Source organism: Paenibacillus sp. FSL R10-2771 (assembly GCF_038000205.1).
In the GTDB taxonomy this organism is placed as follows: domain Bacteria; phylum Bacillota; class Bacilli; order Paenibacillales; family Paenibacillaceae; genus Paenibacillus_AQ; species Paenibacillus_AQ phytohabitans.
In genome coordinates this window covers 2,181,332-2,201,340 of the sequence record NZ_JBBOBM010000001.1, presented here as the reverse complement: position 1 = coordinate 2,201,340, position 20,009 = coordinate 2,181,332, and the positions used below count along the sequence as shown (strand labels likewise).

At 50.5% G+C, this 20,009-nt stretch carries 22 protein-coding genes and 1 other annotated feature; of the genes, 3 read left to right on the top strand and 19 right to left on the bottom strand.

The window, feature by feature from the left end:
• Positions 1-21 precede the first annotated feature (21 nt).
• From NSU14_RS09255 to NSU14_RS09185, 15 genes are all read right to left on the bottom strand, one after another.
• Positions 22-639, bottom strand: a complete 618-nt coding sequence (locus NSU14_RS09255) for a hypothetical protein (protein WP_076243348.1) — start codon at positions 637-639, stop codon at positions 22-24.
• Positions 640-719: 80 nt separating this feature from the next.
• Positions 720-899, bottom strand: a complete 180-nt coding sequence (locus NSU14_RS09250) for a DUF2768 family protein (protein ID WP_039301791.1) — start codon at positions 897-899, stop codon at positions 720-722.
• 191 nt (positions 900-1,090) lie between these two features.
• Positions 1,091-1,366, bottom strand: coding sequence for a stage VI sporulation protein F (locus NSU14_RS09245; RefSeq protein WP_039301788.1), 276 nt, complete (start codon positions 1,364-1,366; stop codon positions 1,091-1,093).
• A gap of 66 nt (positions 1,367-1,432) precedes the next feature.
• Entirely contained in the window at positions 1,433-2,473 is a 1,041-nt protein-coding gene (locus NSU14_RS09240; protein ID WP_039301785.1) for an NAD(P)H-dependent glycerol-3-phosphate dehydrogenase, read from the bottom strand.
• Positions 2,466-3,083 carry a glycerol-3-phosphate 1-O-acyltransferase PlsY gene (gene plsY / locus NSU14_RS09235; protein WP_039301782.1) on the bottom strand — a complete coding sequence of 206 codons (618 nt, stop codon included), beginning with the start codon at positions 3,081-3,083 and terminating at the stop codon, positions 2,466-2,468. The genes NSU14_RS09240 and plsY overlap by 8 nt, the downstream gene beginning before the upstream one ends.
• 12 nt (positions 3,084-3,095) lie before the next feature.
• Entirely contained in the window at positions 3,096-4,421 is a 1,326-nt protein-coding gene (der, locus tag NSU14_RS09230) for a ribosome biogenesis GTPase Der (protein WP_042138631.1), read from the bottom strand.
• Between the two features lie 173 nt (positions 4,422-4,594).
• Positions 4,595-5,908, bottom strand: coding sequence for a 30S ribosomal protein S1 (rpsA, locus tag NSU14_RS09225; protein ID WP_081970066.1), 1,314 nt, complete (start codon positions 5,906-5,908; stop codon positions 4,595-4,597).
• Between the two features lie 156 nt (positions 5,909-6,064).
• The gene (locus NSU14_RS09220) at positions 6,065-6,652 is read right to left on the bottom strand and encodes a lysophospholipid acyltransferase family protein (RefSeq protein WP_042138632.1); all 588 of its coding nucleotides are present in this window, start codon (positions 6,650-6,652) and stop codon (positions 6,065-6,067) included.
• A complete protein-coding gene (cmk, locus tag NSU14_RS09215) occupies positions 6,649-7,359 on the bottom strand; it encodes a (d)CMP kinase (protein ID WP_042138633.1) in 711 nt (236 codons plus the stop codon). The genes NSU14_RS09220 and cmk overlap by 4 nt, the downstream gene beginning before the upstream one ends.
• A 213-nt stretch (positions 7,360-7,572) precedes the next feature.
• Complete coding sequence (locus NSU14_RS09210) at positions 7,573-8,226, bottom strand: flagellar brake protein (protein ID WP_171716691.1); 654 nt, start codon at positions 8,224-8,226, stop codon at positions 7,573-7,575.
• Between the two features lie 186 nt (positions 8,227-8,412).
• Entirely contained in the window at positions 8,413-9,771 is a 1,359-nt protein-coding gene (gene ypeB / locus NSU14_RS09205; protein ID WP_340944328.1) for a germination protein YpeB, read from the bottom strand.
• A 151-nt stretch (positions 9,772-9,922) separates the two neighbouring features.
• Complete coding sequence (locus NSU14_RS09200; protein ID WP_171716693.1) at positions 9,923-10,069, bottom strand: hypothetical protein; 147 nt, start codon at positions 10,067-10,069, stop codon at positions 9,923-9,925.
• 76 nt (positions 10,070-10,145) lie between these two features.
• Positions 10,146-10,841, bottom strand: coding sequence for a glutamic-type intramembrane protease PrsW (gene prsW, locus NSU14_RS09195; RefSeq protein WP_039301765.1), 696 nt, complete (start codon positions 10,839-10,841; stop codon positions 10,146-10,148).
• A gap of 151 nt (positions 10,842-10,992) precedes the next feature.
• Entirely contained in the window at positions 10,993-11,607 is a 615-nt protein-coding gene (locus tag NSU14_RS09190) for a genetic competence negative regulator (protein ID WP_039301763.1), read from the bottom strand.
• Between the two features lie 286 nt (positions 11,608-11,893).
• Positions 11,894-12,265, bottom strand: a complete 372-nt coding sequence (locus tag NSU14_RS09185; protein ID WP_039301760.1) for a hypothetical protein — start codon at positions 12,263-12,265, stop codon at positions 11,894-11,896.
• Positions 12,266-12,350: 85 nt separating this feature from the next.
• On the opposite strand from NSU14_RS09185, the gene NSU14_RS09180 reads away from it, so the two are divergent.
• Complete coding sequence (locus NSU14_RS09180; RefSeq protein ID WP_231575173.1) at positions 12,351-13,277, top strand: polysaccharide deacetylase family protein; 927 nt, start codon at positions 12,351-12,353, stop codon at positions 13,275-13,277.
• A 735-nt stretch (positions 13,278-14,012) separates the two neighbouring features.
• On the opposite strand, the gene NSU14_RS09175 is transcribed toward NSU14_RS09180, so the two are convergent.
• From NSU14_RS09175 to NSU14_RS09165, 3 genes are read right to left on the bottom strand one after another with little or no spacing between them, the layout of a single operon-like run.
• Positions 14,013-14,849, bottom strand: a complete 837-nt coding sequence (locus NSU14_RS09175; RefSeq protein ID WP_340944321.1) for a metallophosphoesterase — start codon at positions 14,847-14,849, stop codon at positions 14,013-14,015.
• Complete coding sequence (locus tag NSU14_RS09170) at positions 14,840-15,217, bottom strand: hypothetical protein (protein WP_042138637.1); 378 nt, start codon at positions 15,215-15,217, stop codon at positions 14,840-14,842. Before NSU14_RS09170 ends, NSU14_RS09175 begins: the two co-directional genes overlap by 10 nt.
• Positions 15,214-15,807, bottom strand: a complete 594-nt coding sequence (locus NSU14_RS09165) for a CPBP family intramembrane glutamic endopeptidase (protein WP_039301751.1) — start codon at positions 15,805-15,807, stop codon at positions 15,214-15,216. The genes NSU14_RS09170 and NSU14_RS09165 overlap by 4 nt, the downstream gene beginning before the upstream one ends.
• A gap of 65 nt (positions 15,808-15,872) precedes the next feature.
• Here NSU14_RS09165 and NSU14_RS09160 point away from each other — a divergent pair, with 65 nt between their 5' ends.
• Positions 15,873-16,778 carry a hypothetical protein gene (locus NSU14_RS09160; RefSeq protein ID WP_042138638.1) on the top strand — a complete coding sequence of 302 codons (906 nt, stop codon included), beginning with the start codon at positions 15,873-15,875 and terminating at the stop codon, positions 16,776-16,778.
• A gap of 113 nt (positions 16,779-16,891) precedes the next feature.
• Positions 16,892-17,118: a binding site (T-box leader), on the top strand.
• A 240-nt stretch (positions 17,119-17,358) separates the two neighbouring features.
• Positions 17,359-18,951 carry a phosphoglycerate dehydrogenase gene (serA, locus tag NSU14_RS09155; protein ID WP_042138639.1) on the top strand — a complete coding sequence of 531 codons (1,593 nt, stop codon included), beginning with the start codon at positions 17,359-17,361 and terminating at the stop codon, positions 18,949-18,951.
• A 127-nt stretch (positions 18,952-19,078) separates the two neighbouring features.
• On the opposite strand, the gene NSU14_RS09150 is transcribed toward serA, so the two are convergent.
• Positions 19,079-19,924, bottom strand: coding sequence for an SDR family NAD(P)-dependent oxidoreductase (locus NSU14_RS09150; protein WP_336102619.1), 846 nt, complete (start codon positions 19,922-19,924; stop codon positions 19,079-19,081).
• Between the last annotated feature and the right edge of the window lie 85 nt (positions 19,925-20,009).

Below are 20,009 nucleotides of genomic sequence, written 5' to 3'. Positions count from 1 at the left end.
TTGTTCCTTCCTTGGTTCATCTTAAATCTCTATGGATGTGGATATCTCCAGCAATGCCTCCAGCTTCGCCTGCAGGTGATCTTCCAGATGGTTCTCTTGAATTAACTGATACAGCAGCGGGAGATGGGCGGCCTTATCCTGTTTGATCAGCCCCGCGATTGCCTGGCAGCGCGCGTCCCTGCCCCGCAGCAGATTAAATATCAGCTCATGAACCACCGGCATCAGACGCACAAGGCCAATCCCTTCGTAATTGCGTACCGGGGCATACTGCTGCAGCATGCCGGCATCCACTGAATATTGCCATTCGCCGCTGCCCATTCTGAACCCGCCCACCAGTTCAACCTTGGCCTCCCCCATGAAATAGAGAGCGCGCAGTGAATAACAGCTTCCGCTGAAATCCTCTTCCGGCGGACTGACTGCATACCGGAGAAGGGATTGATGAAGCTGCCAGGTATCCTTCAGGTCGCAATAGACATCAATATCACGCGGCGGGACAGCCAGTTGGGCCCCGTGCAGCAGCAGCCCGCAGCTCCCTCCCAGAAGCCAAACAGGGGGCTTGCCCAGCCCGTAGTATTCTAAATCTTCTACTATGCTGCCCAGCGCTGTCTCAAGTGCATAGGGGATTCCTGAACCGGTCATAGATCAACACACGCTCCATTCCTGTAAAATCATCAATCGATTCTGTCAGAAATACGTCTGTCTGAGTGTATTGTAAATGCTTACATAATTGAAGCGGCTCCGCCTAATATCCCGATCAGCATAATCACAAATGCAAGTACGGATAGTACGCCTCTAAGCCAGCCCTTGGTCCTGCTGCGTGCAAATGTAATCAAAAAAACGGATAAACCCATAATCAGTACCGCAATCAGAGACAGCCACATTTTCGTCATTGGATCCATAGTCCATGCGCCCCCATTTCACTATACCCGGATTGCGACTATTATAGCGTGAAACCTTAGATATTATAAGTCTTTATATTAAAAAAAGAGCAAAAACCTCGGAATCTGGCTAGATTCCCGGGTTTTTGCCCTACACAAGCAGACAAGCAATTTGCCAGCCCTGGAGGGGTGGCTCCTTTATGCATGATATGCTATTTTTTCAGCAGCATTTTCATTAAAGACTCCATCGAACCGGAACCCGCGCCGCCTTTTTTAACGGCATTGATGATTTCCTGCACGGTAGCTTCACTGACTGGCACTTTGGCCATTGCTGACACCTGCTTAATTAACTGGCGGAGCTGGGCTTCATTCTGCGTGGTGCCCGGCTTGACCGTCCCGGCCAGCTTCTTGATGGCACCTTCCGTAATGTTCTTGCCCGCCTTCTTGTTAATGGCGTTCAAAGCATCCTTGGAAAAATCTCTGCTCACTATTCATCCCTCCTCCGTCAATCCCCAATACAACATATGAGGCTCTCCGGCAAAAGGTGAACGCGATCAGGAATGCCATTGCTCCCAGGTTTCCTGTGAAATGGCTTCCATCTCTGTCTTGCGGTCACGGCCCATCAAGGCTTCCACCGCATTACGCGGTGTTCTTCCCTTGAACAGCACATGATAAATCTGGTCCGTAATCGGCATCTGCACGCCTAATTTAAGCGATATCGCATAAGCAGCTTCCGTTGTCCGGATACCTTCCACTACCATGCCCATGGACTCCAGCACCTCTGCCAGCGGCTTGCCCTGGCCCAGCATGGAACCGGCACGCCAGTTGCGGCTGTGCTGGCTGGTCGCCGTCACGACAAGGTCACCGAGTCCGGCAAGACCGGAGAAGGTCAGCGGGTTCGCCCCAAGCTCTACGCCAACACGGGAAATCTCGGCCAAGCCGCGGGTAAGAAGCGCTGCTTTGGCATTGTCCCCGAAGCCCAGCCCGTCCGATAGCCCTGCACCCAGCGCGATAATATTCTTCAGTGCGCCAGCCAGCTCTACGCCGACCTGATCGCGGTTGGTATATACCCGGAAGTCATTGTTAATGAACAGTCCTTGCGCTGCAGCGGCACGGCTATCGTCAGGTGAAGCCACCACAACGGTAGTCGGACAGAGCCGTACTACTTCCTCCGCGTGACTCGGGCCGGAGAGGACAACGACCTGACTTTCATTGCAGCCAAGCTCTTCTGAGATCACTGTCGACATACGCTTCATGCTCTCCGTCTCAAAGCCCTTCGTAGCATGAATACAGAGCATATCTTCCTTCCAGAAGGGCTTCAGGCTGTGCGCAACCTGGCGCATTCCGGAAGAAGGCGCAACAATAACTACTGCCTTCGAACCGGAAACAGCCGTCTCCATGTCCGTAGTGGCAATAATGTTCGCAGGAAGAGTGATTCCCGGCAGAAAATGATGATTCGTATGGGCTTCATTAATCTCGGCAGCTTGTTCGGGTTTTCGCGTCCACAGATAAACCTCCGAGTGGTTAGCCGCCAGCACAGTGGCCAGCGCAGTTCCCCAACTGCCCGCGACCAGCACGGTTACTTTATCAGACAACGCGATTCGCCTCCTTAACTTTGGAGCCGATTTTGTTCTCCCGGCCCTGTGAAATCTTAAGTATATTGCTGCGGTGACGCCAGAACGCAAACAGTGCGATAATCAGGCTACCCCATAGCTCAGGCGTTGTGAACCCGGTAAACAGCAGAAATACCGGTGTCAATGCCACGAAGATCAGAGAACCCAGCGACACATACCGGGTCAGAACGATTGCCAGAATAGCAATCAATCCAGCAATTAGTGCAGGCCAGAATACAAGCGTAGCCATTACGCCAATTGTCGTTGCAATGCCTTTCCCTCCGCGAAAGTGAAAATAGAGCGGCCAATTATGCCCGATGATGGCAGCGATCCCACAGCCCACTGCAATCCAGGTTCCCCAGCCGCCGGCCCATGTTCCAAGCCAGACTGCGGCAATTCCCTTCAGTACGTCCAGAAACAGCACCAGTATGGCCGGTCCCTTCCCCATTACCCGCAGTGTATTGGTTGCCCCCGCATTGCCGCTTCCATATTGGCGGATGTCGATGCCTTTAAGCAGCCGGGCGAGCAATACACTGAAGCTGATAGAGCCAAGCAAATAGCTTACAACGATAACCAGAAGTTCAAACGCCACTACTCTTCTCCCCTAACCTTCGTTTTCGGATTTGCGCCGTGTAAAGAGACGGATCGGTGTGCCTTCGAAATTGAATGCCGCGCGCAGCTTATTCTCCAGATAACGCTCATAGGAGAAGTGCATCAGCGAAGGATCGTTGACGAATACCACGATTGTCGGCGGCTTCGTAGCAACCTGGGTTACATAATTGATGCGCAGACGCCGTCCTTTGTCTGTCGGCGGAGGATTGATCGCTACTGCATCGGATACCACATCGTTCACCAGATGCGTGGTAATCCGGAGTGCATGCTGCTGTGCGACATGCTGTACGACCGGCAGCAGCTTCTGCAGCCGCTGTTTGGTAAGCGCAGACAGGAACACCACTGGCGCATAGCTCATGAACAGGAAGTGATCACGGATATTGCGTTCGAAATTCTGCATTGTCTTGTCGTCTTTCTCAATGGCATCCCATTTGTTGACGACAAAGATAGAGGCTTTGCCCGCATCATGGGCATAACCGGCAATATGCTTGTCCTGATCAATAATGCCTTCTTCACCGTTAATTACCACCAGTACAACATCAGCACGTTCAATAGCCTTCATGGCTCTCATCACGCTGTATTTTTCCGTGTTTTCATAGACCTTGCCGCGTTTACGCATGCCCGCAGTATCAATGAGCACATAACGCTGGCCATCCCGTTCAAACGGTGTATCGATCGCATCGCGTGTAGTACCCGCAACATCGCTGACAATTACGCGTTCTTCGCCAAGAATAGCATTCACCAGCGAGGATTTACCTACATTCGGACGGCCGATCAAAGCTACACGAATGACATCATCGTCATATTCCTCATCGGTTTTATCAGGCAGACGTTCAACAACCGCATCCAGCAGATCTCCGATTCCGGTTCCGTGGCTTCCTGAAATCCCGATCGGGTCGCCAATTCCAAGGCTGTAAAATTCATAAATATCCTCGGTGCGCTTCATGTTATCCACTTTATTAATAGCCAGAACGATCGGCTTGCCCGAACGGAAAAGAATCTGCGCTACTTCTTCATCCGAGCTCGTAAGTCCGCTCTTCGCCTCGCACATAAAGACGATGACATCCGCTTCTTCGATCGCCAGCTCCGCCTGAACGCGGATCGACTTCAGAATGGCGTCTTCACCGTCAATTTCAATCCCCCCGGTATCAATCACACTGAAGGATTTGCCGTTCCAATCCGAAACTCCGTATATCCGGTCACGTGTAATCCCCGGTTTATCTTCTACGATGGCCAGTCTATCGCCAATCAGCCTGTTAAAAATCGTCGATTTACCGACGTTAGGCCTGCCAACGATGGCCACAACGGGTCTTGCCATATTCATTCCTCCTGTCTTCCTTACGTTACTCATCATAGCAAAAAACAATACAATTGGCTAACAGTCTTACAACTGTTCCGCCGCTCCATACTTGCCTGTAAAACACAATCGGCGAACCCTCTTATCGAGGGCTCGCCGATTACTTTACCCGTTATGATGAAATAACAAAGGGATTAGTTGTTACCCTTGAATTTGTCCAGCTTGTCGCCGAAACGTTCAGCCAGTGTGAAGCTGAGGCCTTCATTGCTGAGCGATACGTTAGGATTGTTCAGCACTTCTTTTGGCGCTCTGTCTCTGCTGTTGCTGCGTTCAGGTCTAGCCGTAGGAGCCGGAGCTTCTTCGGTTTCCTTGATGCTGAGGCTTACGCGCTTCTCGGATGGATTGAAGTCAAGCACTTTCACTTGTACTTCCTGTCCTTCTTTGAGCACTTCATGCGGAGTGCCAATGTGCTTGTGGGAGATCTGGGAAATGTGCACAAGGCCTTCAACGCCTGGAAGCAGTTCAACGAACGCGCCGAAGTTTACAAGGCGTTTAACTTCGCCTGTAACTACATCGCCGATGTTGATCTGACCAGCTGCGGAATCCCAAGGACCCGGAGCAGCGGCTTTGATGCTGAGGCTGATTTTGCCTTTTTCAGGATCAACCTTAAGTACTTTTACGCGAACCTTATCACCTTCGGATACTACATCGGATGGCTTCTCCACGTGGTTCCAGGCGATCTCGGATACGTGAACCAGACCGTCAACGCCGCCAACATCCACAAATGCGCCGAATTGAGTCAGACGTTGTACAGTACCTTCGATGATTTGTCCTTCGGACAGCTCGGACATGATCTTCTGCTTGTTAGCTTCGAATTCTTCTTCCAGAACTTCTTTGGCGGAAAGAATAACCTTGCTGTTCTCACGGTCAAGTTCTTTCACTTTCACACGCAATGTGCGGCCTTTGTAGTCGCTGAAATCTTCAACGAAGTGACGTTCAACCATGGAAGCCGGAATGAATCCGCGCGCGCCAACGTCAGCCACGAGGCCGCCTTTGACAACGTCAGCCACAGTAACTTCGAACGATTCCTGGGAAGCGAAGTATTTCTCAAGATCTTCCCATGATTTTTCGCTGTCGATTGCACGTTTGGAAAGAACCAGGCTTTCCTTGTTGTCGTTGATGCTGACAACCTTGCATTCCACTTCTTGTCCGACTTCTACCGCTGCTGCGGCATTGTCCAGTTGTACGGAAGACAATTCGCGAATAGGAATGACGCCGTCGTATTTATATCCAATGCTTACATAAGCTTGGTTATCTTCGATTTTGACGATCGTTCCTTTCACGGTATCGCCTTTTTTCAAAGAAATGATTTCCAGGCCTTCTTGGCTTGTCACTTCTTCTTCGGTACCCGTAACAGCTTCTGCGGATTCCACAGCTTCTGTTGCTTCCACGGTTTCGTTGTTCTCAACGTTATCCGCAGCTTCTTGATTTTTGATTTCTTCAGACATGTGATTACCCTCCTCGATTCAAAACCCCATTTATTTAAACCCGCGTATAGCAGAGTTCAAAACAATCATCAATTGCACTTTGTACGTTAGTATGTTCCAAAAAATAGCGGTTATGCTATTAATCATCTGCGATTCGCAGATGCAAGGCGCCCGGGCTTAACGCGTACTGGGCTTGCCTGTTTGGATCATCTCGTGGATACGCCCCATAATAACATCGGTTACCGCTTCCAGAGATTCACTTCCTGCTCCTTCAAACGAACTGAGATCTATGGGAGCCCCGTAAACAACAGTCATCCGGCGAAAGGGCTTGTAAGATCCGATAATAGCCGCAGGTACAACGGCTGCGCCGCTGCGAAGGGCAAAACTTGCTGCGCCTTTCTTAGCTGCACCGGAGTCAGAGTTGCGCGTGCCTTCCGGAAAGATGCCCATAACATTTCCGCTGCGAAGCGTATTAAGGGCCGTTTTTATGGATTCTTTGCTTACGCCGCCACGTTTGACAGGAAAAGCTCCCAGTTGCTTAATGAGCCAGCCTAATACAGGAACAGTAAAGAGCTCCGCCTTGGCCATGTATTTCACCTGTCGTTTCAGCTTAATCCCAATCGTCATCGGATCGAGCAGGCTGATGTGATTTGCGCAGAGCAGGACTCCGCCCTCCTTTGGCACATTTTCTCTCCCCACAATCTTAAGCGGGAACAGTATGGCATAAATAAAGCGAAGCAATCCACAGCAAATTGCATAAATCATAGATGATTTCTCTCCCCGTCAACATAAGTTCTGCAGTGGGAGACGATGGCTTCCACGGCCTGACCGATATCCATATGGGTCGTATCCAGAAGAACAGCGTCTTCGGCACGGCGCAGCGGTGAAATCTCACGGCCCTCGTCAAGACGGTCCCGCGCTGCAATATCATGTTCAAGCTGCTGGAGAGTCACTGTTTCCGTATCCTTCAGTTCCTTGTAACGACGGAGAGCACGCTCCTCCACACTTGCCGTCATGAAAATCTTCACTTCAGCATCCGGCAGTACGGTTGTACCGATATCCCGGCCATCCATTACGACTCCCTTGCGGAGTGCCATCTGGCGCTGCAGCTGGCTGAGTCTGGATCTTACACCCTCGATCTTCGAATACTGCGACACTTGGCCGCTGACCTGAAGACTCCGGATATGCGGGGTCATGTCTTCCCCATTAATCAACACTTTCTGCACGTCTTTCTCCGGAAGAAGGTCAATATTCATGTCCTGGATCCTCTGATGCACCAGTTCATGCTCCTCCGCAGATATGCCTTCACGAATCATATACCAGGTGATTGCCCGGTACATCGCACCCGTGTCTACATAAATGTAAGACAGCTCCCGTGCTACCAATCGGGCTACAGTACTTTTGCCTGCCCCGGCAGGTCCGTCGATGGCGACGTTAATTCTGTCGTAAGTATGTGTCCCCTGCCTGTCCAACGGGGCATTCCTCCTCAAACACTCTTCCGCAGGAAATATGCCTATCGACATATCTCTCTAGGGACTTGCTGATATTATCAAGAAAAAAGCAGGCATTGCCTGCGACTTATAAAATTATACCACAGTTTATACCTCAGTGCAAAATGACTCGGAGGTTTTTGAGGAGAAAAAAGCTTATATTGATGCCTTTTGGGGAATCCCCGCACAGTCCTGTCACCGGTTACGGAAATCAAATTGGCGTTCAAAACAGTAACGGATTATTTTTTGGCGTTCCGAATCGGAAATGGACGAAAACTTCAGCATGACCAGATTACGTCCGGTTTCGAGCTTCTTGATCCGTACAATTTCGCCTTCGAAATTAACATGCTCCGTGCTGCCGTTACGGTACGCTACCAGCAGCCAGCAGCCTAGCTTATCTCCAACCTTCAAAGTAATTTTGGCATCGCTTAAGAATGAGGTCCCCCCGCCGCCGATATCCTCAGTCCGCACCAGAAAGCGGCTGCCCAAGGAATCTTTAACAGCAAGCTCCAGCTCGGCATTCACGCGGAAAAAGCTGCGGCGCTGGATTTTGAAGATGGATTCCACAGCAGGCTTGCGGAGGCGCACCATCCGGATGACCTCTTCCTTGAAGCCAATTACATGGGTGTTGAAATAATTTTTAATGCCGCCTTCAGTAAGAAAATAAACAGACAGCTCATCTCCGACAAACAGTTTTTTCAGACGCCCGTTACTCTCCTGCATGGGGATTTCTATCAGAAAGGTATCTTCCTCCATGTCAGCAATTCTTGCCCGGTATTCGACCTCTGACTCCGCTGCATCGCTGGAAGCAACCTGCAGGTATAAATATTCGTTGATTTTGGGATACAAACCTGTCACCGCCGCTTGAGTTAGTAATTAATGCTAACCCGATTATAGCATGGCCTTTCATGCCCGGTCAGAAATATTATTTGGGCTAAGCGGTTAAATACCGTTATACGGCCAGCAAAAAAGGCGCTTTCCTGTTTTGGAAAGCGCCTTTTCTTAAGGTTAAGCTTACTCTGCCTGAATCTCGGCTTATTTGTCCTGTGCTCCGGAAGAGGTACGGATCTGCTCTACAGATTCCTCGTTCCCGTCTGCGGCATTCAGATAGATCCGGAACTGGGAGCCGTTGATTTTGCCTCCGAATTCATACGTCAGCAGTTCTTCAGCATCTTCATTCTCAATCCAGGCCAGCCTGTTATACAGCTCCTTGAACTCCGGGTTCAGCCTGGTTCTGACTTCGGCCAGGGACAGTTCCGGCTTTGGAATCACGCGCTTCTCCTTATGCTCATGCACATAATCACTGGCCTGGAATCCGGTGGCTTCCCCCGTATCCAGTCCGACCCGTACCGTCATCTTCTCCGGATAGATCAGAACACCGTCCTGGCTGGTAACAAAGGTTAAGTTGCCCAGGTTATCATACCTGTCTGCACTAACTGCGGTCATGCCGGGATAACCCTTCTTCTCCAGAAACTTGCCTGCCTTCTCCACGGCCTGCTTCATGGATACCTTGGCCGGACCCACTTCACGGTTGTCATTGTAGGAGATCAGCAGTCCGCCTTCTGCCGTGAAATCCATGGTGAACGGCTCTTTGTGGTCTGCCGATGTAATAGTTGCTGTGTAGGATGCCCATTCGGTCCCCTTACCGTTCTCCTGGATCTTCACGTTTGCATTCCCGCCCAACCCGGCAAATTTCAGCGCCTTGGCTTTGACCTGCTCTGCTGTGACGGGCTTGCCGCCCAGCTTCTTGACAGAACGCTTATCATATATACTTGCTACCGAAGGGCCATAGTCCAGCTCAGGATAGGCAGCAACCCGCTTGTCGACTGTTTTGAACCCGTCGATGATCGTGTTGTCTTCCGCTTCTTCCTCTGTAGCCAGTGCCGTTTCTACGTCCATCCAACGCAGCCTGTTACTGATGACTTTGTTCTGGACATCCTGCAGATCCTTGGAGATCTCTGCCGAATTCGCATAAAGTGTCTTCAAGTTAGCCATTTCACCTTCGGTCAGCGGTTTCTTGGTGAAATCCCGTACCGCTGCCTTATAGGAGAAATTGGAGATCTTCGAGAGGAATTCCTCTGTCTCACTGAACGGCAGCAGCGTAAGCGGCAGCTGGTTGATCTCGTTCTGCGCCTCGCTCGTAATCCGCCATACATTCACCAGACCCTTGCGGTGCATTCCATTGGAAGTGGTGTTGACCGCCAGCGTGTTACCCAGCTCTCCATGAAGCCGCTCCACATGGTAGGACAGATCATGGAACGCACGCTGATATTGGTTCTCCGCTTTGATCAGAATCGAATTCTTCTCCTGGTTCTCCTGATACCCCCAGACCAGTGCTCCAAGCAGCAAGAGTGCGGTCAGCGGGAACATTATGGCGCTTAATCTTTTGTACATAGGCCCGTCAAACTCCTTTCAGTAGCTTATTGCCGTTAGTTTGACAATAACTGAGAAGTCTTATGCACCCATGCGGAAACAGTTGCGCCGTTCTTTAAAGGACGGGGCGTTTCAGGGAGAAATAGAAATTCTTCTATTCTATTAACAGCAGTCAGGCGCGCTCTTCAATATCGAAGCCGCTGACACTGCTGCACAAGCATTGCTTGAAGCCGGTCTGAATGACTCCCTGCTCCTTGTTTCCTCTTAATATGTAGGTTTCGCCGCACTGTTTGCAGACAATCCGAACTTTTACACGCAAAAAAAGACACCCCTCTCCTCTCTGGAATTCCTTGCCTTAAGGAACTGCCCTGTAGGATTAAGTGTGTCCATCTCTATTATAGGTTAACCTCTTCCTCCCGCTTCAAAAAACGAAACGGGGAGCGGCTGTTGGCCCGCGCCACTTTGCCCATCCCTCCGTACCATAAAACAGCCATCAGGGGCACGATGAACCAGATCCAATAATTAGCCGTAGTTGTCAGTATGAAATCATAAATCCCGTGCCAGAGCCATGGCAGCAGCAGGGAAATAAGCAGAATCCCTCTGGTCTTGACTCCTTTTGAAAACTTGGCCCTCCCCATATGATATCCCATAATCACGCCAAACATGGCATGGCCGGATACCGGGAGCAGCGCCCTCATGACCATTGAACCGATTGAAGCATTGCTGTACCAGGCATACATTACATTCTCTATCGTTGCGAAGCCGAGCGAAATCGCCACGGCGTATAGTATTCCATCATAGGGCTCGTCAAATTCGGTATGATTGTAAATCATATGGTACAGCACAAACCACTTCAGACCTTCCTCCACGCCGGAGGAGATCAGAAACGAATCTACATAAGGGCCGCCGTCCAGACCAAGCACAAGACCTCTCTGGATAATCATCACCGGCAGAACTATAATCAGGCCGAGCAGGAACACCTTCAGCACCATATGGAGCGGCTCCTGATCATACTTGTCTTTCAGATAGAAAAAAGTCAGCAGCGCAAGTCCCGGTGCCACTGCTGACGAAATGACCGATAACAAAAGCACCGAATAGCCTCCCCCGCGCCTAAAAACTAGTATCTTTCTGAATTTCAATCCAGGGCTGAACTACTGCCCGTCCCTTAAATACGATCGTCTCCCGTCAGCAAAACCTCAGGGAAGGGCAGTTAAGCCGATGCTTCCTTGCCCTTCTCCGTCTTTATTCCTGGCGTTTAAAATGAGTGCATAAGGTCTCGATTGCATTCTCCGCCATCACTGTCTTGCCGTATTCAGCCAGAACAGCCTGAGTAACCGGAGATGAATCTCCAAACTCTGCAAGCACGCCTACAAGACCCGATAATGCCGCTTCTTCGAATTCCTTCGGATCAAAGTAGAGATACCATTTATCATTATAAGAATACAGCTGTCCTTGAGAAGTAATATTGCCGATGAGCACATGGGCCGCTTCAACCAGAACCTCAAAATCGCGGAATGCATACACAATGGAGTCGCTTTGTTCAAGAGTAACTTCCATCTCGTAAATCTCTTCAGGCAATTCATCTTCCCCGGGACCACCGTACGAATGGTGATCATATTTCCCCCGGGTCACAATAACGACCATGCCTTGCGCGGGCAATGCGAACACTTCCACGGCAAGCGGACCGGTAGCGTCAAAACCAAGTTCACTGTACGCCTGATCCATCATTTCCGTAAAGAGGTCGTGCACCTTGGGAACTTCCTGCCACATGTCTTCCTTCTGGATGCCCCGCTCGCTCAGGTCGTCAAAAGTGAGGAAAATCCGTATCTTATCTTGACTTAATCGCTCTATTCTCATGACAGGATCCTCCTTTTGCAAGCTCATTTAGTATTAATGTATGATGAGTCCCGAGTAATGAGCCAAAAATGGTTACTATGTATGTATGTTATCATTTTGACGCTACAAATGCACGTAAATAAATATAGAAAAGGCCCAATTAACTGCCCAATATCTGCAAAGCCCGGCTTCACCGCCTTTTCGTTGTATGCACATGCATGTATCCGAAACCTCTTCGCGGGCAGAAAAAAGAATCATTCTGGCGACTTTGGTGTCCCCAAAATGATTCTGCAGCGGCCTATTCCGGTTACAATCCCGGTATGGCTGTATGTGTATCCTTGAGAATCTGTTCTACTTCATGTTTCACATCGGGATTGCTGCGGATGAAGTCTTTGAGCATATTCAAGTTGGATTCTTTGGACTTCACCGGTGAATCCTCCTTCTTGTGTTCGCTGCTGCCGGAAGCATGAGAGCCGTTATCATGGCTGCTGCCCTCAGCGGTACTTCCGAAGCCGGTCATAGCCATTCCCATAATTTTGTCCTTGGCTTTCTCACCGGCACTTTCTGAAGAACCGCCCGTGTGAAGCAGTGAAGACATCATGGCGCTGCGTTTTTTGGACATAATCATACTGGCGGCCGCACCCATCAGCACTCCGCATAGAAATGACGAAGTATTCATATCTCTAACCTCCTTGTATGGTAAAATCATGCTTAGTGTTCGCGGAAAGATTCCGGCTCATACAGCCAAACAACAAGAAAGCGAGATGAAAAAAGTGGGTAAAGCAACAACACTGCTGCTCCTGGCTGCTTTTCTGCTGTCAGCTTGCAGCAACAACGACGTGAATACAGGCAACACCGCTGCGGGGAACGCGTCACAGCCTCCGGCTACAGTACAGCCTGCCACTGACCAGCCTGCCTCTGCTCCGGCTCAGACGGACTCTCCTGCCGGTGAATCCCCCGCTGCGCAGGCAACGCCTGCCGCAACAGCGGATGCGGCAGTTACAGCAACCGCTCAGCCAACCGGGGCAGCAGCTTCAGAGGAAATACCGCTGCTGTACCATATGAACAAAAACTACGACATCATCCCGAACGATGCCGCAACCAACAAAAAGGTCGTCCTGCTGACCTTCGATGACGGGCCCAAGGATGCGGAACTAATAAATCCGCTGATGGATACGCTGGACAAGCACAAGGCCAAAGCCATTTTCTTCGTCAACGGGTACCGGGTGAAGGAGCATCCTGAGCTGCTTGAGCTGATTCATAACCGCGGCGGCATTATCGGGAATCACAGCTGGGATCACATTGTGCTGAAGGATAAATCCGAGGCGGAAGTAAAGAAACAGATTGAAGATGTGCAGAATATTGTCAAGGAGGTCACCGGTGAGACTCCCGTGTTCTTCCGCCCGCCGCACGGTGCAGGCGGTGACGTCGGCAAAAAAATCGCCGCTGACAACGGACTGCTCTATATGACCTGGTCTGTCGGCTCGCTGGACTGGGAGATGAAGGAAAAGGACACGAATAAAACGGAAAAGCTGATCACGAATGTTACCAGCCAGCTGCATTCCGGCAGCAATATTCTGATGCATGAGCTCCCGTGGACCGTGGAAGCGCTGGATAAACTGCTGACTACGCTCGAGGGCAAAGGCTACAGCTTTGTCGATCCACGCAGCATTGAACTGAAAATGCGTTAAGTCTATCTGAAAACCGCAAAACAGCAAGAGGCTGTCTCATAAATAGATTTTCAACAAAGAAACAGCCCATATTTATTCAAAAGCCAGTAAAAAGACAGCAAGGCCGTGATTCTCCTGTTATTGGGGAATCACGGCCTTGCATTTTTGATCCACCGTGGCTTGCTTTAGCATAGGATCGGCAAGCGAAAGCCAACCGACCCCAAGCGTCACTTTTTCCATGTGCGAAGCAGAACGCACCGGAAGCCCCAATTATACTTCAGTTGTCCAAATACACTACCACTCCCCCATTTCCTGCATACTTGGTGCAACGTTTGCCCAAACAAAGGTGTAGCAATTGGCATTCGCCTCGCCAGAAACCGAAGCATGGCGTTATATACCGCTTTGAGGACATTCCTCATCCATCCGCTCAGAGCGGAAGCAATTAATTAAGCGTACGAAAGTCGGGTCGCTGCCGAGCGGTTTCTTTTAATGTGTGTTTTTTAAGATTGAAGATTCGTTTTTCGCTTAAACAGTGGAGAGGACGGACTGATTGTGGAAAAGCGGTAGCGGTCGCCTTGGTCTCCGGATTTTCACCGCCAAGGGGAATGAAAAAAATCTGGAGAGCACAGCGATTGGAACAACGGTCCGTTCGCGGAGCGTCCAATCAAGTGCAAACGTTGATCTTACTCAAAAAAAGGAGACTTCTCAGAAGACATTACATGGCTTTTGAGGCAGTCTCTTAATTGTTTATAAGTGTTAATCCTGCCTGCAGCGGAGTGTAAGTACATGCATCTCGGCCGGGCTGCCCCAGCGCAGCGGTAAGTGCGCAGTACCGAAGCCACGGCTGATCAGCAGCTTCAGCGGGTGAGCGGCAGTCCCGTACCCGGGAATTTCGTACATGCCGGCATTATAGTGACGGTAGAATTCATCCCCATGCCTGCTTCCGATAAAGGGAAGCACCACTTGTCCGCCATGTGTGTGTCCAGCCAATATCAGATCAGCGGGCACCTCCTGCTGCTGGGACAGCCACAGCGGATCATGCACCAGGATGATCCGCAGGAGCTCTGTATCTGCGGCAGCCACGGGCGGCAGTGCTGCATAAGCCTTCTTGCCGCCTTTTCTCGGGAAATCCATGCCGGTGAGTATTACCCTTGATCCGGACCGTTCAATAGTCACATTCTCATCAAGCAGCAGTCTGGCTCCGCTGCCGCGGATGATATTATCGACAAGCGAGATATTCGCCCGGTAATCATGATTGCCATGAACTGCGTAGACAGGCGCCAGAGATGCTGTAAGCGTCATATTATCCAGCAGGCGCTCCGCCGGACTGCCCTTTTCCGTCAGATCGCCGCCCAGGAAGACTGCATCCACCTTCCTGCGGAGCGGTGCCAGCATAGCAGCCGGAAGACGGCGGCGGTGAATATCGGTAATGAACAGAATACGGAAGCCGTCAAAAGCAGCCGGCAGTCTGTCCAGCACTATTTCCTCGGCAATAATGCGTTTTTTGAAGGCTGCGGCAACCATGACTATACCCGCAGTCACCGCCGCTCCAGCACATACGCTCAAGAGAATCAGCAGCCACATCATTGCCATAGCTCATGCAGCGGAGGTGCTCCTTTTATTCCCCAGAACAAAAGAAAGGCGAGCAGCATTACAAATATGACGATCAGCGAGTTAATAAACATTTTGCTGAAACGGATTCGTTCTGACGGATAACTCTGCGCCCGGGAGGGAGTTGCCTCTCCTTCCTGCTGCTCCACTTCACGCTTCGGTTTCCTGGTGGTCTGCTTCTCAGCATGTCGGACCTTTCTCGATAAAGTTCCTGGAGCAGGGACTGGAGCCTCCAGCTGTCCGGCAGCTGATTCGGAAGAACCATTTCCATTATTTTCTTTGACAGGAGACTGTCCTCCGCCCTTATACTGTTTCTGGCGGGACCTTACCCGGCTTAGTTCTTCGCTCATGATGCCCTCCTGTAACGAATCACCATTCCTGAGAACAAATCTATGAGGAAGTGGCACAGGATCGGTGCCCATAGACTGCCGGAATGGATATAGATGTAGCCGAGACCGTAGCTGCTGAGAAATACCCAGCCTGTTGGAATCCAGTGGCGCAGATAACGCACATGAATAACAGCGAAGAGAATGCTCGTCCAGTACGGCCCCAGTGAATGCTGTATGGCACCACGAAACAATAGCTCTTCGCATACTGCAACAATCGCCGCAATGACAATAATATGCCACAAAGGACGGTTGCCGAACAGCAGCTCATTAATCCCCCCGTCATCCATGCTGTCCTCAGGTACAATATGGGTCAGCAGGAAATCAACAACCAGCATAACAGCTGCAAGTCCAAGGCCCCAAAACACAAAATGTGCATTCTCCGGAAAATTTAATATGTGAATAGGATTTCTTTTCTGTAATAATATCCATATCAAACCGATAAATAGAGTAAGGCCCTGAGTAATATACAGATTAATTAACAGCAGCTTGTCCGTTAACTGCTGAGGATCGGCCTTTTTGATTTTGATTTCACCCAATTTGAATTTTTTCATCGTAACCTGCCTGTTCTTTAAAATTTTTACATAAGATAATTTCCCTATACGAAGGAGCACTAATTATGAACAGCCGTACCTCCCGCACTCAAATGTTGTACACACTAGGTTTTATATTGTTTCTAATATCCGCATTCGCCTCATTTTTTACGGGAGTAAAGGTTGGAGCAGACAAAACAGAGGCCAAATATGCACAGCTGGCCGGGCATGAAGTTACGGAGGAATTCTCCGGCTCCTACCAGCAACAGGATCTTGTTACGTTCTATCATAACGTATTTTTGCCCTATCGGGAATTCAAGCGCAACTGGAACGATCAGGTGGACAGCCTTGCACGCAGCACAGATGCACGGCAGAACGCGGCAACGTTGAAGAACCTCAGCCTTCTGGCGGACAAGCAGTATGACAAGGTCACGCAGGATTCCCTCTTCACCAATTCGCCGCTGCTGTATGAGTCACAGCTTAACGTCCTTAAGAGCCTGACTCTCTTCTCACAGGCTTCTGGGAAGGTCACTGCCGGATCTTCAGGAGCCGAAGCCGCCAAGCTGCTGAGAAGTGATAATTTTACCGCCAGCGCTGTGAAATTCGGACTGATGGCCCAGAAGAACTTCTATGATTCTATGCTGAAGTGGGGGGCCAAGGCCAACTCTGCTATACCCGATGCATCCGGGGACCTGAAGACACTGACTTTCATTCAGTGGAAAAAGATGCCTTTGCTCCTCAAGAATGCTTCTATCGCAAACATAATGCTGAACCGCGGAATTTATGCCGGCTATGACCCGCAGGATATTACAGCCAAGATCGACGATATGATCTATTCCGGAACCGCCAGTTCCCTGAAGCTTGGGGATATCCAGTCGTCGGTCAGCCTGCTCATTTCTACCGGTGCCGTGCAGGAGCAGGACTTCATTAAATGGCGGGAGCAATATTACGGCAAGGAAACGATGCCTCAGCTCCCTTTCTTCTATGAGTAGGACCAGTTATTGCATCATAACGAAAAACATGGCTCACTTCAAGGCGGCCCGCCGCAGAAGAAGCCTATTGACACACTTGGCATCACCATGTTACATTATGAAAAATTAATCAAGCAAAACCGATGATGGAACAAAGATTACTGATGTCTTCAGAGAGCCGGTGGATGGTGCAAACCGGTGGCAGACGGAAATCTTTAGCGCTCCTGAGATATTGTATTGAACCTTGAGTAGATACAATCGGATCACCTCCGTTACCAGTGTGGCCTATTCAGGCCAATGAGGCTGCTTCTTAACCGTTGCAGTGAATTAGGGTGGTACCACGAGAACTCTCGTCCCTTACTACGGCAGTAGTATGGGGTAGGGAGTTTTTTTTGTACGCGGATTCTCTAAATCTGCCTACCCTGCCCATACGCTGCCTGAATCAGTACTTTTGCACGCCTTTTCTTTTATGCGACAACGCGTTGCCCCGTTGTTCCGACAAATTTCATTCTTTTGTATGAATCTGGTACTGCGGATTACCCCACCAGGGAATCCTTGGCATATATAATAGGCTTTCCAATTTGAAGGAGGACAAGAGACCATGTTTAAAGTATTAGTATCGGATCCGATCAGTGATTTGGGCATTCAGCAATTAATGGACGCAAGAGATGTGACTGTGGACAAAAAAACTGGACTTAGTGAAGACGAGCTTATTGCAATCATCGGCGAATACGACGGCTTACTCGTTCGCAGCCAGACAACCGTGACTGAGAAAATTATCGCAGCCGGTACTAATCTTAAAGTAATTGGCCGCGCCGGTGTCGGTGTGGACAATATTAAGCTGGAGGCAGCTACACAACGCGGTGTGGTGGTCATTAATGCTCCGGACGGAAATACGATTACCACCTGTGAGCATGCCTTTGCCATGATGATGGCTCTGGCCCGTCACATTCCTCAAGCCTATGCCAAGACCATCTCCGGCGTATGGGACAAGAAGACTTTCCTCGGCGTAGAGCTGCGCGGCAAAACGCTGGGTGTGCTCGGCATGGGACGGATCGGCAGCGAGGTGGCAAAACGGGCCAAGGCTTTTGGAATGGATATTCTGGCCTACGACCCCTTCCTGACTGCAGACCGTGCGGAGAAACTGGAAGTAAAGCTGGCTTCGGTAGATGACATCGTCCGGGGAGCAGACTTCATTACTGTTCACACACCGTTGACACCGGAAACCCGCCACATGATCTCCCGTCCGCAATTTGAAGTCATGAAAAAAGGAATGCGCATCATCAACTGTGCCCGCGGTGGTGTAATTGATGAGATGGCGCTGGTTGAAGCTATCGACAGCGGTATTGTTGCCGGTGCAGCCTTTGACGTCTTTGAGAAAGAGCCGCCGGAAGCGGATCACCCGTTCCTCTCGCATCCGAAGATTATCGTGACTCCGCATTTGGGTGCTTCTACCGTTGAAGCCCAGGAGAATGTTGCGATCGATGTATCGGAGCAAGTGCTGCATATTCTGCGCAACGAACCGTTCATTAACGCCGTGAACATCCCTCCGGTTGCTCCTAGTGTAATGAACAAGCTGCAGCCTTACTTCACCCTCGGCGAGAAGCTCGGCAGCTTCGTGACTCAGATTACGGATGGAGCGATCCGCGAGATTCATGTGGAATATGCCGGTGACCTCTCCGACGTGGATACACAGCCGCTGACCCGCTATATTGTCAAAGGCGTGCTCTCCCGCCATTTTGCCGGGGATGTTAACATTGTCAACTCCATGCACCTGGCAAAGACGCGTGATGTTAACGTAGTAGTGACCAAGGCTTCCAAGACCAAGGGCTTTACTAACCTCATTACCGTTACACTTAAGGCTGAGCATGACGAAGAACGCCTGGTTGCCGGAACCCTGCTGCAAGGCTATGGCGAACGGATTGTGCAGGTTAACAAGTTCCCGGTAGATATCGCTCCGGAAGGTCATCAGATCGTTATATCCCACAACGATAAGCCGGGTATCATCGGACTCGTCGGTACACTGCTCGGCCAGAACGACGTCAACATCGCCTCCATGCAGGTTGGCCGTAAAATTGTCGGAGGAGCTGCAATTATGCTGCTGACCGCTGACAAGGCTGTTCCGCAGGATGTACTGGTCAAGCTCGCCGGATTGCCGGAGATCAATACTGCGGAAGAGATCACTCTGCTGTAACTGAAGAACGCGGGCTTATATTCTTGGAATACCTGAGTTCAATATAAGCGCACCAAAAAACACTCTTGAGGAATGACGGCCCTGCCGGCATTTCAAAAGAGTGTTTTTGCATCTTCCGGCTTACGGGTTATTCCGGAATGTTAAATACCGGGACCCGCCGCCCGTCTGTGTCTGTATACCCATATTTCTCCGCCAGACTCCCCACCTGCTGAGGTCTGCCTGTCAGCTGCATCACCTCAGGATCAGCAGCGAGCGCCACGGCAGCCCGGCCGATGTACGCCGTAGACTCACTGGCCTGCAGCTCCTCTACCTCCTGCCAGTGCTCTTCATCCGTCTTCATGCTCTCCAGCACCAGTTCTGTACGCATCCAGCCAGGTGATAAGGGAATCACAGCGATCCCATCCGCAGCCAGTTCAAGGGACAATCCGTAGGCCATGCGCACAAGCGCATTTTTGGACAGATCATAATAGAAGTTCCCTACATATTTATACTGGTCCCAAAAGGTGGTATGAATGATCAGCTTCCCGGTGCCAGTGCCTTCTCTGCGCATCAGCGGAATAGCATAGTAGTTAGTCATGAGCTGCGCCCTGACTCCGGCATTAAACATATGGTCCCAATGAGCGGCCGGGAGCTCCCAGAAGGGCTTGTTCTCAATCGGAAGATTATTGCCTCCCCAGACATTATTGACCAGAATATCAAGCTTGCCCTGCTCCCCGGCAATCTGCCGGATCACTGCTTCCGTCTCCGCGTCATTGGTGTGGTCACAGCGGATATACGCGCCTTCTCCGCCGAAGCTGTGAATCTCACCGAGTACACTGGCAAGTGTCCGTTCGCCCCCTTCCTGCATTGAACCGGCGTTTCTTCCCGTAAAATACACAAACGCACCTGCCCGGGCCAGCTCCAGGGCAATGCCTCTGCCCGCTCCCCTGCTCCCGCCTGTAACTAATGCAACTTTCCCTTGCAAATCTGTCATTATATCCGCTCCTCTCAGCTTTCATCAGATGATCATGAAGTTATCTAAAAGCTATCTTGCACCAACCGGCTCTCCTTATTAATAT

Coding starts and splice junctions, on each gene's coding strand:
- NSU14_RS09170 (WP_042138637.1), bottom strand. CDS start 15,217: ATGAGCGAAGAACTAAGCCGGGTAAGGTCCCGCCAGAAACAGTATAAG.
- NSU14_RS09160 (WP_042138638.1), top strand. CDS start 15,873: ATGAACAGCCGTACCTCCCGCACTCAAATGTTGTACACACTAGGTTTT.
- serA (WP_042138639.1), top strand. CDS start 17,359: ATGTTTAAAGTATTAGTATCGGATCCGATCAGTGATTTGGGCATTCAG.
- ypeB (WP_340944328.1), bottom strand. CDS start 9,771: ATGTACAAAAGATTAAGCGCCATAATGTTCCCGCTGACCGCACTCTTG.
- NSU14_RS09250 (WP_039301791.1), bottom strand. CDS start 899: ATGGATCCAATGACGAAAATGTGGCTGTCTCTGATTGCGGTACTGATT.
- rpsA (WP_081970066.1), bottom strand. CDS start 5,908: ATGTCTGAAGAAATCAAAAATCAAGAAGCTGCGGATAACGTTGAGAAC.
- NSU14_RS09150 (WP_336102619.1), bottom strand. CDS start 19,924: ATGACAGATTTGCAAGGGAAAGTTGCATTAGTTACAGGCGGGAGCAGG.
- der (WP_042138631.1), bottom strand. CDS start 4,421: ATGGCAAGACCCGTTGTGGCCATCGTTGGCAGGCCTAACGTCGGTAAA.
- NSU14_RS09255 (WP_076243348.1), bottom strand. CDS start 639: ATGACCGGTTCAGGAATCCCCTATGCACTTGAGACAGCGCTGGGCAGC.
- NSU14_RS09185 (WP_039301760.1), bottom strand. CDS start 12,265: ATGAATACTTCGTCATTTCTATGCGGAGTGCTGATGGGTGCGGCCGCC.
- NSU14_RS09220 (WP_042138632.1), bottom strand. CDS start 6,652: ATGATTTATGCAATTTGCTGTGGATTGCTTCGCTTTATTTATGCCATA.
- NSU14_RS09190 (WP_039301763.1), bottom strand. CDS start 11,607: ATGAGAATAGAGCGATTAAGTCAAGATAAGATACGGATTTTCCTCACT.
- NSU14_RS09175 (WP_340944321.1), bottom strand. CDS start 14,849: ATGGCAATGATGTGGCTGCTGATTCTCTTGAGCGTATGTGCTGGAGCG.
- NSU14_RS09165 (WP_039301751.1), bottom strand. CDS start 15,807: ATGAAAAAATTCAAATTGGGTGAAATCAAAATCAAAAAGGCCGATCCT.
- NSU14_RS09180 (WP_231575173.1), top strand. CDS start 12,351: ATGAAAAAAGTGGGTAAAGCAACAACACTGCTGCTCCTGGCTGCTTTT.